At 71.6% G+C, this 16,250-nt stretch carries 21 protein-coding genes; 12 read left to right on the top strand and 9 right to left on the bottom strand.

Going from position 1 to position 16,250, the window contains the following annotated elements:
* Positions 1–9 precede the first annotated feature (9 nt).
* From AC0HI0_RS35370 to AC0HI0_RS35360, 3 genes are all read left to right on the top strand, one after another.
* Positions 10–771, top strand: a complete 762-nt coding sequence (locus AC0HI0_RS35370; protein ID WP_480927820.1) for a CPBP family intramembrane glutamic endopeptidase — start codon at positions 10–12, stop codon at positions 769–771.
* Positions 772–886: 115 nt separating this feature from the next.
* On the top strand, positions 887–2,149 hold the full coding sequence (locus AC0HI0_RS35365) for an alpha/beta hydrolase family protein (RefSeq protein WP_480927819.1): 1,263 nt from the start codon (positions 887–889) through the stop codon (positions 2,147–2,149).
* Between the two features lie 25 nt (positions 2,150–2,174).
* Entirely contained in the window at positions 2,175–2,834 is a 660-nt protein-coding gene (locus AC0HI0_RS35360) for a GOLPH3/VPS74 family protein (protein ID WP_480927818.1), read from the top strand.
* 8 nt (positions 2,835–2,842) lie between these two features.
* Here AC0HI0_RS35360 and AC0HI0_RS35355 read toward each other — a convergent pair whose 3' ends face one another.
* Both AC0HI0_RS35355 and AC0HI0_RS35350 read right to left on the bottom strand, forming a co-directional pair.
* Positions 2,843–4,906 (bottom strand): caspase, EACC1-associated type, encoded by a 2,064-nt coding sequence (locus tag AC0HI0_RS35355; protein ID WP_480927817.1) that lies wholly within the window; start codon positions 4,904–4,906, stop codon positions 2,843–2,845.
* A 1-nt stretch (position 4,907) separates the two neighbouring features.
* Positions 4,908–5,267 carry a hypothetical protein gene (locus AC0HI0_RS35350; protein WP_480927816.1) on the bottom strand — a complete coding sequence of 120 codons (360 nt, stop codon included), beginning with the start codon at positions 5,265–5,267 and terminating at the stop codon, positions 4,908–4,910.
* Between the two features lie 169 nt (positions 5,268–5,436).
* Between AC0HI0_RS35350 and AC0HI0_RS35345 the strand changes: the two genes are divergently transcribed.
* Together AC0HI0_RS35345 and AC0HI0_RS35340 are read left to right on the top strand one after the other, a co-directional pair.
* Complete coding sequence (locus tag AC0HI0_RS35345) at positions 5,437–6,717, top strand: arginine deiminase (protein WP_480927815.1); 1,281 nt, start codon at positions 5,437–5,439, stop codon at positions 6,715–6,717.
* 140 nt (positions 6,718–6,857) lie between these two features.
* The gene (locus tag AC0HI0_RS35340) at positions 6,858–7,415 is read left to right on the top strand and encodes a ferritin (RefSeq protein WP_480927814.1); all 558 of its coding nucleotides are present in this window, start codon (positions 6,858–6,860) and stop codon (positions 7,413–7,415) included.
* 163 nt (positions 7,416–7,578) lie between these two features.
* On the opposite strand, the gene AC0HI0_RS35335 is transcribed toward AC0HI0_RS35340, so the two are convergent.
* The 4 genes from AC0HI0_RS35335 to AC0HI0_RS35320 form a co-directional block, all read right to left on the bottom strand.
* Positions 7,579–7,755 (bottom strand): hypothetical protein, encoded by a 177-nt coding sequence (locus AC0HI0_RS35335; RefSeq protein WP_480927813.1) that lies wholly within the window; start codon positions 7,753–7,755, stop codon positions 7,579–7,581.
* 143 nt (positions 7,756–7,898) lie between these two features.
* Positions 7,899–8,225 carry a DUF952 domain-containing protein gene (locus tag AC0HI0_RS35330; RefSeq protein WP_480927812.1) on the bottom strand — a complete coding sequence of 109 codons (327 nt, stop codon included), beginning with the start codon at positions 8,223–8,225 and terminating at the stop codon, positions 7,899–7,901.
* A gap of 80 nt (positions 8,226–8,305) precedes the next feature.
* The gene (locus AC0HI0_RS35325) at positions 8,306–9,250 is read right to left on the bottom strand and encodes a DUF5926 family protein (protein WP_480927811.1); all 945 of its coding nucleotides are present in this window, start codon (positions 9,248–9,250) and stop codon (positions 8,306–8,308) included.
* A gap of 25 nt (positions 9,251–9,275) precedes the next feature.
* Positions 9,276–9,983 (bottom strand): glycerophosphodiester phosphodiesterase, encoded by a 708-nt coding sequence (locus AC0HI0_RS35320; protein ID WP_480927810.1) that lies wholly within the window; start codon positions 9,981–9,983, stop codon positions 9,276–9,278.
* A gap of 93 nt (positions 9,984–10,076) precedes the next feature.
* On the opposite strand from AC0HI0_RS35320, the gene AC0HI0_RS35315 reads away from it, so the two are divergent.
* Complete coding sequence (locus AC0HI0_RS35315; RefSeq protein ID WP_480927809.1) at positions 10,077–11,309, top strand: cytochrome P450; 1,233 nt, start codon at positions 10,077–10,079, stop codon at positions 11,307–11,309.
* 21 nt (positions 11,310–11,330) lie between these two features.
* Here the strand turns inward: AC0HI0_RS35315 and AC0HI0_RS35310 are convergent, their stop codons facing one another.
* The 3 genes from AC0HI0_RS35310 to AC0HI0_RS35300 are packed head-to-tail and all read right to left on the bottom strand — an operon-like array spanning position 11,331 to position 13,510.
* Positions 11,331–12,356 (bottom strand): glycerophosphodiester phosphodiesterase, encoded by a 1,026-nt coding sequence (locus AC0HI0_RS35310; protein ID WP_480927808.1) that lies wholly within the window; start codon positions 12,354–12,356, stop codon positions 11,331–11,333.
* Positions 12,357–12,380: 24 nt separating this feature from the next.
* Positions 12,381–12,575 (bottom strand): DUF397 domain-containing protein, encoded by a 195-nt coding sequence (locus tag AC0HI0_RS35305; protein WP_480927807.1) that lies wholly within the window; start codon positions 12,573–12,575, stop codon positions 12,381–12,383.
* 14 nt (positions 12,576–12,589) lie between these two features.
* Positions 12,590–13,510: a helix-turn-helix domain-containing protein gene (locus AC0HI0_RS35300; RefSeq protein WP_480927806.1), complete on the bottom strand. Its 921-nt coding sequence runs from the start codon at positions 13,508–13,510 to the stop codon at positions 12,590–12,592.
* Here AC0HI0_RS35300 and AC0HI0_RS35295 point away from each other — a divergent pair.
* From AC0HI0_RS35295 to AC0HI0_RS35270, 6 genes are all read left to right on the top strand, one after another.
* Positions 13,509–13,769 (top strand): hypothetical protein, encoded by a 261-nt coding sequence (locus AC0HI0_RS35295; protein WP_480927805.1) that lies wholly within the window; start codon positions 13,509–13,511, stop codon positions 13,767–13,769. The two genes, AC0HI0_RS35300 and AC0HI0_RS35295, sit on opposite strands and share 2 nt — an antisense overlap.
* A gap of 49 nt (positions 13,770–13,818) precedes the next feature.
* Positions 13,819–14,325 (top strand): SigE family RNA polymerase sigma factor, encoded by a 507-nt coding sequence (locus AC0HI0_RS35290; protein ID WP_480927804.1) that lies wholly within the window; start codon positions 13,819–13,821, stop codon positions 14,323–14,325.
* Complete coding sequence (locus AC0HI0_RS35285; RefSeq protein WP_480927803.1) at positions 14,318–14,704, top strand: hypothetical protein; 387 nt, start codon at positions 14,318–14,320, stop codon at positions 14,702–14,704. The genes AC0HI0_RS35290 and AC0HI0_RS35285 overlap by 8 nt, the downstream gene beginning before the upstream one ends.
* Before the next feature lie 90 nt (positions 14,705–14,794).
* A complete protein-coding gene (locus tag AC0HI0_RS35280) occupies positions 14,795–15,190 on the top strand; it encodes a hypothetical protein (protein ID WP_480927802.1) in 396 nt (131 codons plus the stop codon).
* Positions 15,191–15,478: 288 nt separating this feature from the next.
* The gene (locus tag AC0HI0_RS35275; protein WP_480927801.1) at positions 15,479–15,703 is read left to right on the top strand and encodes a hypothetical protein; all 225 of its coding nucleotides are present in this window, start codon (positions 15,479–15,481) and stop codon (positions 15,701–15,703) included.
* On the top strand, positions 15,690–16,247 hold the full coding sequence (locus tag AC0HI0_RS35270) for a DUF6879 family protein (protein ID WP_480927800.1): 558 nt from the start codon (positions 15,690–15,692) through the stop codon (positions 16,245–16,247). The genes AC0HI0_RS35275 and AC0HI0_RS35270 overlap by 14 nt, the downstream gene beginning before the upstream one ends.
* Positions 16,248–16,250 lie beyond the last annotated feature (3 nt).

The following is a 16,250-nucleotide window of genomic DNA, read 5'->3' as shown; positions in this document are numbered from 1 at the left end:
CCTGCGCTGGTGATCGAGGAGCAGCCCGCGAACCACCGCGCGTACCGGATCGAGATCGTCCTGGTCTTCGCGGTGACGCTGGGCCTGTCGGGGCTGCGCAGCCTGGTCCGCCTGGCGGACAGCCTGCTCCAGCCCAAGCCGCTCAACCAGCAGTCCGTGGCGATCAACGTGCCGCAGGCCCGCTTCGACCTGCTGGACCTGCTCGCGCAGCTGCTCGGCGTGGTGCAACTGGCCGCGTGGGGCGGGCTCGGCCTCTACCTGCTGTGGCGCGGCGGCACCAAGCTCAAGGCGCTGGGCCTGGACCGCACCCGGATCGGCCCGGACGCGCTGGGCAGCCTGGGCCTCGCGGCGGTCATCGGCATCCCGGGCCTGGCCCTGTACTTCGCGGCCTGGAAGCTGGGCCTCAACCTCGCCGTCCAACCGTCTACTTTGGACGAATCGTGGTGGCGCGGCGTCACCCTGGTGCTGGCCGCGTTCGGCAACGCGTGGGCCGAGGAAGTCCTGGTGGTCGGCTACCTGCTGACCCGGCTCAAGCAGCTGGGGTGGCGGTCGAACACCGCGCTGCTGGCCAGTTCGGTCCTGCGCGGCAGCTACCACCTGTACCAGGGCTTCGGCGGGTTCGTCGGCAACGTGGTGATGGGCCTGGTGTTCGGCAAGGTGTTCCAGCGCACGAACCGCCTGTGGATCCTCGTCGTCGCGCACACGCTGCTCGACGTGTTCGCCTTCCTCGGCTACACCCTGTTGCGCGGCAAGGTCTCCTGGCTCCCCTGACCGGCCCGCGCCTCCCTCGCCCGAGGTAGCGCCGCCTCAACCGACAGGTTGACGCGCGCGCAAACGGCCCCTTGTGAGCATGGGCCGAACACCGGCAGATGAGGGGACGATCCGAGTGTCGACACCGCACAAACGCGTTCTGGCGCTGGCCGCAGGGCTCGCCGCGACGACCACGCTGCTCGTGGCCCCGGCCGCGAGCGCCGAACCGGCCACGACCGGCATCAAGATCACCATGCCCGCGCTCAGCGGGCGCTACCCGGTCGGCACCACCGACCTGCACCTGGTGGACGACGCCCGCCAGGACCCGTGGCGCCCGACCGAGAAGCGCGAACTCATGGTCACCGTCACCTACCCGGCCAAGCGCGACGGGCAGCGCGCCGACCTGATGACCGCCGGCGTGGCCCCGAGGCTCGGCGGGTTCGTGTCCGGCCCGGACTTCCTCGACGTGCCGCCCGGCACGGTGGACTGGGTGGGCTCCAAGCGCCAGGCGCGCACCGGGGCCACCGCCGACCGCTCGGGCGACTGGCCCGTGGTGGTGTTCTCGCACGGCTACGGCGGCGGCCGGGAGATCAACGCGGGCCTCACCGACGACCTGGCCAGCCGGGGCTACGTCGTGGCCTCGATCTCGCACACCGGCGAGTCGATCGCCGTGGAGTTCCCCGGCGGCCGGGTCGTGCCGAACGTGATCGACCAGCAGCACGACCCGCGGTGGAAGGAGGCGATCGACGCCCGGGTCGCCGACAGCCGGTTCGTGCTCGACCAGCTGACCAGGCTGGAGCGGGGCGACAACCCCGACGCCGAGCGCGACCCGCTGCCGCGCGGGCTGGCGGGCTCCCTGGACCTGTCGAAGGTCGGCATCTTCGGCCACTCCTACGGCGGCTACACCGCCGCCGAGGCGATGTACCAGGACCGCCGGTTCGACGCGGGCATGAACGTCGACGGCTCGATGGCGTGGGGCCCCGACGGCTACGGCGAGGCCGTCAAGCACGGCCTGGACCGACCGTTCATGCTGGTCGGCGGCGACATCGTGGACCCGGCCACGGGTGAGGTCTTCCAGCACTCGCACCTCGACCCCCGGCTGGACCCGACCTGGGGCGTGTTCTGGACCAACCAGCGGGGCTGGAAGCGCGACCTGCACTTCGACCGGAGCACCCACTACAGCTTCACCGACCTCCAGATCGTCGCGCCGCAGCTGACCTCGGTGCTCAAGCCCGGCAAGAAGGAGGAGCTGGTCGGCGCGATCGACGTGAACCGCTCGCTCAAGGCGCAGCACGAGTACTTCGGCGGGTTCTTCGACCACCACCTCAAGGGCCGCGACGGCCGGCTGTTCGGCCCGGCGGGCCCGGCGTGCCACCCGGACACGAGGTTCATCGCCTGACCTGCGGCCCGCCTATGGTGGACCCATGTTGACTCTCGCCGACGAACTGGCCCTGTTGGCCTACGACGACGACGGCACGTGCCGGCTGGGCCAGCCCTCCCTGGGCTACGGCCTGGCCGGCGCGGTGCTGGTGGAGCTGGCCATCGCGGGCCGGGTCGACGTGGTGGACAAGCGGGTCGCGGCGCTGAGCACGGTCCCCGTCGGGCACCCGGTCCTGGACGCGGCGCTGACCACGATCGCGGACGACAAGCTGCGCAGGCCCAAGGACTGGGTGCAGAAGCTGGGCAAGGGCATCACCGACGACGTGCTGGACGGCCTGGCCGACCAGGAGGTGCTGCGCCGCGAGCAGGACAAGGTGCTGTGGGTGTTCCCGCGCACCAGGTTCCCGTCGCCCGGCGGCGTGGAGCCGCCGCTGGAGACCGAGGTCCGCCGGCGGCTGGCCAGGGCGGTCGAGACCGACGACGAGGTCGACCCGCGCACGGCCGCGCTGTGCTCGATCATCAAGGCCGTCCAGTTCGACCGGAAGGTCTTCACCACCCAGCCGCGCGACCGGGTGAAGAAGCGGCTCAAGGAGATCTCCGAGGGCGGCTGGGCGGCGGACGCCACCCGCAAGGCGATCGAGGAACTCCAGGCCGCGCTGACGGCGGTGATGGTCGCCGTGATCATCCCGTCCACCATGACCTGAGCACCGGCTCAGGCGACCAGCAGGAACCTCTCGGCGGTGCGGGCGGCGGCGGCCACCACCGCCCGCGCGGTGCCGGCCGAGTCGATCAGCGACGGGTCCAGTTCGGTCGCGGAGACCGCCGAGTTCTCCACGATCCACCGCAGCGGCTCGGCGAGCGCGCCGGCCAGCGCCCGCCACCCGGTCACGTGGGCCGCGTCCCCCGCCGCCATGAGCGCGAGGCGTTCGCCGATCTCGGCCAGCCCGGCGCCGCCACCGGGCAGCACCCCGTCGTAGGCGGCGCTGCGGACCGCGCGCACGGTCCGCTCGACCCGCCCGACGTCCGCCGCGCCGGCCCGGAGGTACGCCCCCGTGTCGACGAACGCCGCGAGCGGCTCGCCGGTGCGGGCGCCGATCACGATCGTGTCCCGGTCGGTGGCCACGACCTTGGCCGCGTGCCCGAACGCCGTCACGTCGGCCGCCACCACCAGGTCCGCGTCGAGCACCAGCCCGCCCACGACCGGCTGCAACCGGCGGACCATCGCGGGCTCCGCGGTCACCACGACGATCGGCCGGTCCGGCTCGGAGTGGCGCAGCAGGTCCGACAGCAGCCCGTCGGACAGCTCCTCGCACACCAGCAGCAGCGGCCCGTTGCGCCGCTTGCCCAGCGGCGCGAGCACCCGGTCCACGAGCCGCCCGGCGAACAGCATCACCGACGCGTCGGCGAACACCGCCTCCCGCCGCGCGGGATCGGTGGCGAACTGCGCCGACGCGTACCCGCCGGTGAACCGCAGCCCCCGCGCGACCTCGTAGGACAGCCCGCCCCGGGTGCTCTCCTCGACCAGCACCGCACCGCGCCGCCCGGTCATCGTGACCACGTCCGCGACCAGGCCGCCGATCGTGTCGTCGCAGGCCGCCGCGACGGCCAGCCGGGTCAGGTCGGGCATCACCAGCGGCTGCGCCGAGGTGGCGACCAGCCGGTCGGCCAGCTCCGCCGCCTCCCGCACGCCGCGCAGCAGCCGCACCGGGTTGTGGCCCTCGCGCATGGCCTCGACCAGCCGGGTGACCGCGCCCTGCGCGACCGCGACCGCCGACGCGCCGCCGTCACCGCACTCCCGGTGCACCTGCGTGATCAGCTCCCGCACGTAGGACGCGCCCAGCGAATCCCGGGGGTCGTCCGGGTGGAAGGCCGACGCGATGGACGCCGCGTCGCCCAGCTCGACCGGCCGGCCGTCCACGAACACCACGGCCCGCCGGCCCAGCGGACCCAGCGTCCGGCACACCGGCTCGGCCGCCGCCCGGAAACCGCGCGCCACCAACAACTGCCCCGACGTGTACGACGCCGAGCGCCGCACCGCCACCGGCACGCCGCCGGCCCGCGCCACCCGCAGCGCCCCGCCGGCCGCCTGCGCGAAGAACTGGGGCGTCTGGTCCGGCCGCCGCCGCCGGACCTCCCGCGACGCGTAGGAGAACAGCTCGTTGACGTCGACCCACCCGTCGCCGTCGAGGTCCGCCGACCCGCTCGACAGCCCCTCGATCAGCACGTCGGTGAACAGCGACGCGCGCGGTGCCTCCAGCGAGAGGGTGTCCTCCTCGAACGCGTACTCGTAGGCGTTCGACGCGGTCAGCACGACGTACCCGGTGGCGGCGTCCAGCACCGGCGCGTCGCCCGCCTTGAACCCCTCGACGAACGCGCCGCTGAAGCAGCAGTCGAGCACCAGGATCCGCCCGGCGGCCCGGCAGTCCTCCAACTGCTCGTGCACGAACGACCGGGGCACGGCGCTGCCGGCGGGCCGGTCCTGCACGGTGTTCGCGGCGGCGAAGTAGAGCCGGCGGGTGGGCGTGGCCAGGCCGTGGCAGGAGAAGTAGACCAGCACCAGGTCGTCCGGGGACCGGGCGGCCAGCACGTCCTCCACGGCCCGCCGGATCTCGTCGTCGGCCGCGTCGCGCAGCACCCGGACCTCGGCGAACCCGCCCACGTCCGGGTCTTCGAGCAGCGCGGCGAGCCGCTCCACGTCCTGGGCGGGCGCGCGCAGCCGGCTGAGCCGGACGTCCTGGTACTCCCCGGTGGCGACGAGCAGCGCGTAGCGCCCCACGTCAGCCCTCGACCTCCGGCGCGTGCTCGGTGAGCCACTGCTCGACCAGCAGCTTCTGGGTGCGGGCGTCGCCGCCCTGGACGGTGATGGTCGAATCGCCCTTCTTGATCACGACCTTGCGCGCGCTGCCGCGCTGCACGAACGCCGTCACCACGGACGCGACGGCGGCGGCCACGGCGGCCGGCACCGCGCCGTTGAGCAGGAGTTCGGCGAGGGCCGTCCCGGTGCCGGACTTCGCGCCCTCGGGCAGCGCGGCGGGCGCGTGCCGGACGTCCACCCGGGCACCTCGCAGCAGTTCGTCCAGCAGCATGTTCGTCGCCGTCGCGGCGCTTCCCGGCGCGTCGACCGTCAAGTGGAACAAGGCGATCCCCTCCCCTTAGGTGCACGATCATCCCAGTCCCGGAGCACGCCGAGACAGTCCACGTCACAACGCAACGTTTGCACACAGCAAGTACCATCGGGCTTAACGAATCGCTGCATTCAGCCGTTCATACGATCGAGTTTCGCCAAGCTAGGCCACTCAGAGCTGCATGTTTCGCCACTGTCGAGTTACCCTCGCCTACGTGACTGCGCACATCGCCCAGACGGATTCCACCGACGGCGCGCCCTCGCCGGCGCCGAGGGTCGACAGCGAGGTCGGTCCACTGCGGACGGTGCTGCTGCACCGGCCCGGCGCCGAACTCAAGCGCCTGACCCCGCGCAACAACGACCAACTGCTGTTCGACGGCGTGCCGTGGGTGGACCGCGCCCAGGAGGAGCACGACGCGTTCGCCGAGGTGCTGCGCGGCCGGGGCGCGGAGGTGCTGCTGCTGTCGGACCTGCTGGTCGCCGCGCTGCACGACGACCGGGCGCGGATCGCGGGCATCCACAGCGCGGTCAACGAGCGCCGGCTGGGCATCGACCTGGCCGACGCGCTGCGCTCGCACCTGGAGTCGGTGTCACCCGACCAGCTCGCCACCGCCCTGATGACCGGCATGACCTTCGAGGAGCTGCCGGCCGCCGAGGGCGCGTCGCTGGTGCGCAAGATGCACCACCCGATCGACTTCGCCGTCGACCCGCTGCCGAACCTGCTGTTCACCCGCGACTCGTCAGTGTGGGTGGGCGACCGGGTGGCCATCACGTCCCTGGCGCTGCCCGCGCGCGACCGGGAGACCGCGCTGACCGACCTGATCTACGCCTACCACCCGAGGTTCCGCAAGACCGGCCGCGCCTACGGGGCCCACTCCGCGCCGGTCGAGGGCGGTGACGTGCTGCTGCTCGCGCCGGGCGTGCTGGCGATCGGCGTCGGCGAGCGCACCACCCCGGCGGGCGCGGAGTCGTTCGCCCGGTCCGCGCTCAGCGACGGGCTCGCGCACACCGTGCTGGCGGTGCCGATCACCCAGGAGCGCGCCACCATGCACCTGGACACCGTGTGCACGATGGTCGACCGGGACGCCGTGGTGATGTACCCGGCGGTGCGCGACAACCTGTTCGCCTACCCGGTGCGCTCGGACGGCAACGGGGGCGTGGTGGTCGAGGACCGCGCGCCGTTCCTGGACGCCGCCGCCGACGCGATGGGCATCGCGAAGCTGCGGGTCATCGACACCGGCCTGGACCCGGTGACCGCCGAGCGCGAGCAGTGGGACGACGGCAACAACACGCTCGCCGTCGGGCCGGGCCTGGTCGTGGCCTACGAGCGCAACGTGGAGACCAACGCCCGGCTGGAGGACGCGGGCGTCGAGGTGCTCCGGATCAGCGGCTCGGAGCTGGGCTCGGGGCGCGGCGGGCCGCGCTGCATGTCCTGCCCGATCGACCGCGCCGCGCTGGTCTAGAAAAGCCCGGGAAGGTTTGCCTATCTTTACCGAAGGTAGCCAGACCTTTCTTAGGCGGGCCTTTGTGAGGAAAGCCTCGGCATAATTTCGACAGCCTTGCCTGCAATGCATTAAACCGCATTCTCGGCTAATCTGTGCGCATGGCCTCCAACGTGAAGAAGATTCCAGCCCGCACGTCGAAGTTCCACGACCTGCTCCAGGAGCAGGTGCGCCACGAGTTCACCGCGGCGCAGCAGTACACGGCGATCGCGGTCTGGTACGACAACCAGGACCTGCCCCGCCTCGCGGCGCACTTCTACGCGCAGGCCCTCGAAGAGCGCAACCACGCGATGATGATCGTCCAGTACCTGATGGACAGCGAACTCAAGGTCGCCATCCCGGGCGTGGACGAGGTCCGCAACGACTTCGCCACCGCCCGCGAGCCGGTCGAACTGGCCCTCCAGCAGGAGCGCACGGTGACCGACCAGATCGTGACGCTCGCCCGCACCGCCCGCGACGAGGGCGACTACCTGGGCGAGCAGTTCCTGCAGTGGTTCCTCAAGGAGCAGGTGGAGGAGGTCGCGTCGATGACCACGTTGCTGACCGTGGTCGACCGCGCCGAGGGCAACCTGTTCCACGTGGAGAACTTCCTGGTCCGCGAGGCGAGCGGCGACGAGTCCGACCCGACCGCGCCGCGCGCGGCCGGCGGCGCCCTGTAACACCCCCACGAGGCCCGACGCGCCGCCCGTCGAACCCGACGGGCGGCGCGTCCCTCGCGTCCGGGCGGACTCGGCAGCCGCTGCCCGGCCGGCCGGTCCTGATTCCGGTCACCGGGTCGCCGCCGTCGAGGAAATAGAATTCGCAGCGAGTGTTCCCGGTCACTTACCAGGTGCACCGGTGGAGGTCCTCCACGACATCGGGGTACAGCTCCCGCAGCCGCGCCCGGGAATGGCCGAGGCGCAGCCCTTCCGGGGTCCGCACGCGGACTTCCACCCGGATCCGGGCCACCGCCCCGTCGGCCACCGCCACCCAGCCGCGCGCTTTCGCCAAGACCGCCACGGCCCGCCGTCCACGAACGTGCCGTGCCTGCCGCCCGTCGCCACGGCGCCCTCTCGGCGACACCGGCACGCCGTCGCCCGATGCCCCGCGACCGGCCGGCGGCCGGACCGAGGGCGGCTCGCCTGCTCAGGTCCGCGTTCGGGTCACAGCACGGGCAGCGGCCGGAACACCCCGTCGGCGTCCGGCGTGAACTCCTGCACGGCCACCACCGCATCGGCCGGGACCGGGCCGTAGACGTGCGGGAACCACGGCCCGGACTCGTCGCCGTCGCCGGGCTCCCACAGCACCGGCAGGCCCTCCGGGTCGATCACCAGCAGCACCAGGTCGTGCCGGCCGGGGAACATCCGGTTCGCCGGGAGGTGGACCGTGCCGGGGTCCGAGCAGTGCACGAAACCGTCCGGGTCGAGCGGGATCGCGCCGGCTTCCCGGTCGCGCGCCCACTCGGCCCGTGCAGCGATCCGCAGCAACATCCGTCCACACCTTCCCCTGATGTTGTCCACAACCTTATCCACAGGGTTCTGTGGACAACTGGGGTGCAGGCTGTGGACAACTACCTCAACGTGATCTGCCGGCCGCGCAGACCGTCCCGCGAGCGCCGCTCGGCCTCGGTCAGCGGCTCGTCGTCCAGGCTGGTCAACGCGTCCAGCAAACGCTTGCCCAGGCCCTCGGCCGGGGACGCCCACTCGCTGGAGTGCATCTCCCGGTCCAGGTCCCACACCGGCACCAGCAGGCCGTGCGCCCGGAACGACCCCGCGTACCGGGAGCCCTCGCCCAGGTCCAGCTCGCCGCGCACGGACAGCCGGGCCAGCGCCGCCAGCAGCTGCTCCTCGGGCTCCGGGCGCACCCAGCGCAGGTGCGCCTTGTCGCCCGCGTCCACCCAGTACGCCGCGTGCACGCCCGGCGCGTCGACCCGCTCGGTCGGCAGGATCGCCGCGTTGGCCCGCTCCAGCGACAGCGCCACGTCACCGGTCGGCTCGTTGTCCGGCGGCATCCACCACGCGAAGTCGGTGTGCAGCTCCGGGGTGATGGTCGCCTCCGGGTCGAGCAGGTCCTGGAGCCGGCCGGGGGTCGCGGCGTCGTCCGGGCCGACCACCGGGAGGGCCTCGCCGGTCTCGGCGGTGAGCACCCACTGGACCGCGCGGGCCAGGTCCCGGCTCAAATCACCCGAACGTGTCTGGACCTGGAGGCCGACGAACGCGGTGCCGTCGGCGCGGACCAGCGCGGCGGCGGCCATCGGCAGCACCGAGGCCAGCACCACCTCGCGGTCGGCGTCCTTGAGCGGCAGCCGCACCGTCGCCGAGGGCACGAACTCGCGCAGCGCGATCAGCTCGGTCTCCGCCGCGAGCCCCTGGAACGGCCGGGCCACGATGACGTCCGCACCGCCACCGGTACCGCCGTGGCACGCCTTGTAGCGCTTGCCGGAGCCACACGGGCAGGGTTGGCGCGGGTTGACGCCGTCCGCCGACTGGTTCTTCACGGCCGTCCGCTTCGCCACCGCCGCCTCCTTCAGGTCGTGCCCGTCAGGGCTGGTCGGGCGTCAAGTTAGCCGCTAGCACGCCGCGTGTCTGCGCCGGGTTGTTGGTCGCCAGGAACCGCACGCCGCGCTCGACGCACAACGCGATGTCAGCGGGCTCGTCCACCGTCCAGCAGTACGCCCCGCGGCCCCGCTCCGGGTGGCGTTTGAGCAGGTCGACGCCCGGTCCGGCGATGTCGGCGAAGGCCGGCAGCCGCGGCGGCCAGCGCCGCCCGAACAGCAGCACGGTCGGCACGGCGGGCGCGAGCGCCTTGAACCGCCGAACCGCGGTCGCCGAGAACGACATCATCACGGCGTCCACCCGGTGGCCGGCCAGCAGCTCGGCGAGCCGGCGCTCCACCCCACCCCGGTAGCGGACCGGGTGCTTGGTCTCCACGAACAGCCGCACGCCGCTGTCCGCGACCAGCTCCAAGAGGTCCACCAGGGTCAGCAGCGGCGCGGGTTCGTCGCCGAGCTTCGTGCCGTAGTCGTGCCGGCGCAGCTCGTCGAGGGTCATCGCGCTCACCACGCCGCGCCCGTCGCTGGTGCGGTCGATGGTGCGGTCGTGGACGCACACCAGGTGCCCGTCGCGGGTCAGCCGGACGTCGCACTCGACGCCGTCCGCGCCCTGGGCGATCGCCAGCTCGTACGCGGCGAGGGTGTGCTCGGGTCGGAGCGCGGACGCCCCGCGGTGGGCGATCAGTTCGGGCGGCACGGTGGGGAATGCTCCTGGTGGAGTACCGAACGGGTCAACTCGGCTACTTCTGGTCACGGATAGCTGAATATTTGAAAGAACAACCACACTCCAATGGACGCGAGCCGCGCTCAAGACCTACCGTCCGTCACCGTGACACCCTTCGACCAGCACGATCCGGCCTTCATCGCCGATCCGTACCCGGTGTTCGCCGAGCTGCGCGAGCAGGCCGAGGTGCACTGGCACGAGGAGATGGGCGTCGCCGTCGCCGTGTCGCACGCGTCCGCGTCCGCCGTCCTGCGCCACCGCGGCCTGGGTCGGCTGTGGACCGACGCGAAGCCCGTCGAGGAGTTCACCGGCTTCAACCTGCTGCACCGCAACTCGCTGCTGGAGAACGAGCCGCCCACGCACACCCGGCTGCGCCGGCTGGTCGCCGCCGCGTTCGGGCGCGGGCACGTCGAGCGGCTGCGGCCGTGGATCGCCGAGCTGGCCGACCGCCTGGTCGACGAGCTGGTCGCGAAGGTCCGCACGGAGGGCCGCGCCGACCTGCTCTCGCACGTCGCCGCGCCGCTGCCGGTGGAGGTGATCGCCGAGCTGCTGGGCGTGCCGGCGGCCGACCGCGCGCTGCTCCAGCCGTGGTCGAACGCGATCGTGAAGATGTACGAGTACGACCTGGCCCCGGACAAGAAGGCGGCGGCCGAGCGCGCGGCCACCGAGTTCGTGGCCTACCTGCGGGAACTGGTCGCACTGCGGCGCACGACGCCCGGCGACGACCTGGTGTCGGACCTCGTCGCGGTCACCGACACGGACGGCGCGAAGCTCACCGAGGACGAGCTGGTCGCCACGGCTGTCCTGCTGCTCATGGCCGGCCACGAGGCGACCGTCAACGTCATCGGCAACGGCGTGCACGCCCTCCTGGCCCACCGCGACCAGTGGGAAAGGGTGGTAGCGGATCAGTCCCTCCTCTCCACGGCGGTCGAGGAACTGATCCGCTACGACTCGCCCCTCCAGCTGTTCGAGCGGACCGCCACCGAACGGGTGGAGATCGCCGGGTTCGCGGTCGAGGAGGGTCAGAAGATCGCCGCCCTGCTGGGTGCCGCGGCCCGTGACCCGAAGGTGTTCGACCGGCCCGACGTGCTGGACGTGAGCCGCACGCCCAACGCCCACCTCGGGTTCGGCATGGGCATCCACTACTGCCTGGGCGCGCCGCTGGCGCGGATCGAGGTGCAGGCGGCGCTGTCGTCGCTGAGCCGCAAGCTGCCCGGCGCGGTGGTGGCCGCCGAGCCGCGCCGGCGGGCCGAGTTCGTCATCCGCGGCCTGCACGAGCTGCCGCTGGGCGAGGGCTGACCACGGCATCCCCCCGGCTGGTCAGTGCTTCCGGTAGGTGCGCGGGAGCGTGAACCCGCGCTCCTTGAGCACGGTGCGCAGCCGGTCGGGGTAGTCGGTGATGATGCCGTCCACGCCGTCGTCGATGAGCTTGTTCATCGTGGCCGGGTCGTCGACGGTCCACGGGACCACCTTGACGTGGTACCGGTGCGCCTCGTCCACGAGGGCTTTCGTGGTGAACGGGACGTAATCGGGGTCGCCGACCTCGCCGTTCTGCGGGTTGCCGTGCACCGGGGAGAGCGCGGACGCCCCGAAGCTCTTGACCGCTCGGACGACGCTGCCGCCGAAGTCCTCCAGCTTGAGACCGCCGGTCCACGGCGAGCCGGGGCGCAGGAACTCCGGCTGGGTGAGCGCGACCAGCGGCAGCCGCGGCTCCTTGCGGTGCCACAGCATCAAGGTGCCCCAGTCGAAGGACTGGATGGTGACGTTGCGGTAGAAGCCGGACTTGCGGACCTCGCGCGCGGTGACCTCCACGAACTGCTCGCGCGGCGCGGTCTCGTGCGGGGCGGCGGCCTCGACCTTGGTCTCGATGTTGAACTTCACGTCCCACGCCCGGTACCGGCGGGCGAGGGCGAAGAGTTCGGCGAGGGTCGGCATCTTCGCACCGGGCGAGGTGACCTGGCCGGGGAAGTCCGGGTGCGGGCGGGACCCGCAGTCGAGCGTGCGGACCTGCGCGAAGGTGAGGTCCTTGACGTACTTGCCCGCGTACGGGAACGCGGGGTCACCCGGCGTGGCGGGTGCCGTGTCGGCGCACTTGGCCGGGTTGGTCTTGCGGTCGTGCGTGATGACCTCGCGCCCGTCCTTGGTGATCTGGACGTCGAGTTCGAGCGTCGTCACCCCGGTTTCGAGGGCCCGGCCGAACGCGGCGAGCGTGCTCTCCACCGTCAACCCGATCCCACCCCGGTGGGCTTGGAGGTCGAACCCCTTCCGGTGGTGCGCCTGAGCCACACCGGGCCCGAGCAACGCCCCGACCACCACGACAGCCACCGATACCCCGAGTGCCCGCATGGGGCCACCGTGGCACGCCGACCGTCAGGAACCCAAGCCCCGCCGGAAGAACGCCCACTGAACAGCGGGGAACGTCAACACGCCACCGGCAGGGCACTTGGAATCACGCACCCCGACCACCGCACCGACAAACGCCACTTCCACGCAGTTGCCGTTGCTCCCGCCGCCACTTCGACTGCTCTTGCGCCACACCAGGCCGGTGGAGTCCACAGTGGACATAGACATCGCCTCTTTCACTCGGCCAGGACCCGCTCCAGCAGGACGACCGACTCCTCAGGGCTCAACGCCTGGTTCGCCAAGTGCCCGAACGCCATCTTAGCTTCGACCGTCAGCCTTTCCTCCTCCATGTGCAGCGAACCGAACGGGTGCTCCACGTAGAGGACGGACGGGTCGGCGGCGTCGGGGAAATTCAGCACGGTGAAGCCCCCTTCCATCGAACTGTGCGCGCCCCTCTCGTTGGGCAGCACGCGGACGGTCACGTTGGGGAGAGCCGCCATCCGGACCACGTGCACCAACTGCTCGCGCATGGTCTCCGCGCCGCCGACCAGCCTGCGCAGCGCGGACTCGTCGATGATCGCGTCCAGCCGCAACAGGTTCTCCGGATCGGTCAGCCGTCGTTGCCTGATCTGCCGGACTTTCAGGTCCGCCTCCAGCCAACGCCTGGTGCGCTGCAACGGGTGCGCCTGGAACACCGCGCGGGTGTACTCGGTGGTTTGCAGCAGACCGGGCACGACCGCCATGCAGAACTCCCGGATCTCCCCCGCTTCCGTCTCCACGTCGAGGTAGCCCTGGTTCTCGACGCCCAGCGAGAGCCACCAGCCGGGTTCTCGGGCTCGGACGGTTTCCTCGACCAGTTCGGGGTCGAAGTGGTCGTAGAGGTCCATCATCGACTTGACGAGGTGGACGTCGACCAGGGTCTCGCCCTTCTCGATCCGGTGGAGGGCGGACCTGGTCTTGAACAGGGCCTGGGCGGCGGTGTCGAGGGTCATGTCGGCGGAGGTCCGCATGCGGGCGAGCTTCCTGCCGAGGCGGCGTCGACGGAACGGTGGTTGGGTGCTCACGACATCGAGTATGCCGGCGAAATGATCGAATTCGGGATTCCCGAAAGTGTTCACCTCAAAGGGTGTTCGTCCCGCCCTCACAGTGGTCCCCATGGAAGCGAACCTGTTCTCGTTGGTGCCCGAGTCCGACCCTTCCCTCATCTTCGCGTGGGGGATGGAGATCGTGGACGACGACCACACCGACACGGTCGTCTACCGCCGCGACCCCGCCACCGGGCGCACCCTGGTCGCCCGGCACCACTCCGCCGAGGCCGCCCTGCGGCGGTGGAACCGGCTGGTCCCCCTGCGGCTGGTGTGGGAGTTCGAGGACGGTGACGTGTTCCAGGTCACCGGAGCAACAGAACGGCGCTGAGCGGCGTCCAGTAAGCGGACGTGTCACGTGACCAGGACGGGAGAGCGGTTTGGACGCGGCGTCGTCGTTCGACCGGTTCGTCCACGAGAACCAGCAGGGCCTGGTCCGGTACGCCGTGCTGCTCTCCGGCAGCAGCGCCGACGCCGAGGACATGGTCCAGGAGGTGCTCGTCCGGGTGTACCCGCGCTGGCCCGACCTGACCCCGGCCACCGCGTACGCCTACGTCCGGCGCGCGGTGACCAACGAGTACCTGTCCTGGCGTCGTCGCTGGAGCACCCGGCACATCCGGCCCGCCGGCGACGACCTCCCGGAAGGCGAGCACGTCGACCGCCCCCGCGACGATCGGGACGAGCGGTTGTGGCGGCTGCTGCGGGAGCTTCCGCGCCAGCAGCGGGCCGCGGTGGTGCTGCGGTACTACGAGGACCTGACCGACGAGGAGATCTCGCAGGTCCTCGGGTGCCGTTTGGCGACCGTGCGGTCCCATGTCAGTCGTGGCCTGGCCGGGCTCAGGTCGGCGATCGGGATGCCGGAACGCGCGTGGAGGGGCCATGACTGAGACCGAGGACGAGCTGCGCCGGATGCTCGGCAGGCGCGCCGACCGGGTGCGCTCGACGCTGTCCGGTCCGGCGATCCGCGCCCGCGCGTCGGCCCGCCGCCGCCCCCCGCTGCGCCGGTTCGCGCCGCTCATCTCGGCCGCCGCCGTGCTCGCGGTCGTGGTGGTGAGCCTGGTGCTGATCCCGCGCGGTCCGGGCGCGTCCGAACCCGGACAGGTGCCGACCGTCGCGCCCACGACGACCACGTCGGACTCCGTCCGGGTGAGCCCGACGCCGGAATCGGTGACGACCAAGCCGGAGTCCCCGAGCAGCACGATCACCACCAGCCGGGTGGAGGAGGGCCCGACCCGGACCACCACCAGCCCGGAGTCCGCGAACTGATTTTCGGAGAACTTCCCCGGGAGGTGCCACAGATCGGCACCGGGCCGCGTGGAGATGGGGACACCACCGGTGATTCCAGGAGGATTTCCCATGCGTTTCCCGACCGCCCTACGTTCCCGCCGCGCGCTGGTGGCGGCTGCCGTCGCGATCGGCGTGCTCACCGCCGGCGGCGTCACGATGACCGCGCTGGCCGACCCGTCGCCCACCGTGCCGGCACCGATCAGCGTGACCACGAAGCCGGGGTCGTCCACCCCGGATACGCCGGTCAGCACGGTCACCACCAGCCCGGGGGCGAGCGAGCCGACCAGCGCCGTGACCACGTGGCCGGAGCAGCCGACCAGCACCGTGACGACGAAGCCGGAACACCCGAGCAGCACGGTGACCACGAAGCCGGAACAGCCCACGACCACCGTGACGACCAAGCCGGAACACCCGAGCAGCACGGTCACGACCAGCCCGGGTGCCACCATCTCACCGACCCCGTAAGACCGATCGGGCGAGCGCACCGCCGGCCTCGGCGGCCTTTCCGCCGCCGAGGCCCATTCGCAAACCCGCGAAGTCTTCACTAAATTGGGTGAAGATCTCGGAAAACTGTTCCCGACGGTGACCAGATTGATCGACTGGCCCACTCCTACGCCAACCGGACCCCCGATGGAATCACCCACATGACAACGGCCGGCAAACTCCGACAGCCGCTACCGGCAATATTGCGGAAAACATCACCGAAGGGCCGTTCAGGCGCTTTTTGCGCACCTGGACAAATGTTATCGTCGGATGTTCGACGAGTACACCGCAGGGGCGAAGACCATGGGGTTGACCAGGCTGGCGGGAGATTGCGACAACGACGACTGTCCCACCGTCTACCTCACCGACCAGGGCACCGTGGCCGTGCGCGGGCTGGTCCTGACCGAAACCGGGGGCACCGACCCGTCACCCGGTGAGGCGATCGTGGAGATCTCCCGCGCGCTCTTGCTGGAGGCGGCTCGTGCGGCCCGGTGAGGGCGAACTCAAGTCCGGCCGGAACTGGTTGGTCGCGGACGCCTGGGACCGGCAGTGGGAGAACTTCTCGCGATCGGCGTTCCGCCTGGAAACCCTGCCGGAGTACCGGGTCGCGGCCGAGCGGGGGCTGTTGGAGCGATTCCTGGCGGACGAGCCGATGCCGGCCGGCTACAACGCCGCGTGGCACCGGCGGGTGGCCGAGTACCGCGACTCCGGGAGGTCCGTGCAACGGGTCCGGGTGGTGACCCGGCCGTTGACCGACTACCAGCGGCGGCAGTTCGCGTGGGCCTACCCGGGCAACGTGCGCGCGGGCGAGGACGTCCGGGTGTGGGACCTGACCGGGCGGCCGGACCCCGGCGTTCCGCTTTCCGACTTCTGGATCTTCGACGACAGCTCGGTCGTGCTGATGCACTACCGGGACGGCGTGCAGGTCGGCCGGGAACTGCTGGCCGGTGCGGAGCCCGCCGAGTACGTCCGGCGCAAGCAGGTGGCGTTGGCCGGCAGCGTCCCGTTCGCCGACTACCGGGGTCGTCCGCCGAGTTGAGCC

The sequence above is a fragment of the Saccharothrix sp. NBAS 001 genome, assembly GCF_056640475.1.
This window is presented reverse-complemented; position numbering and strand designations above follow the sequence as displayed.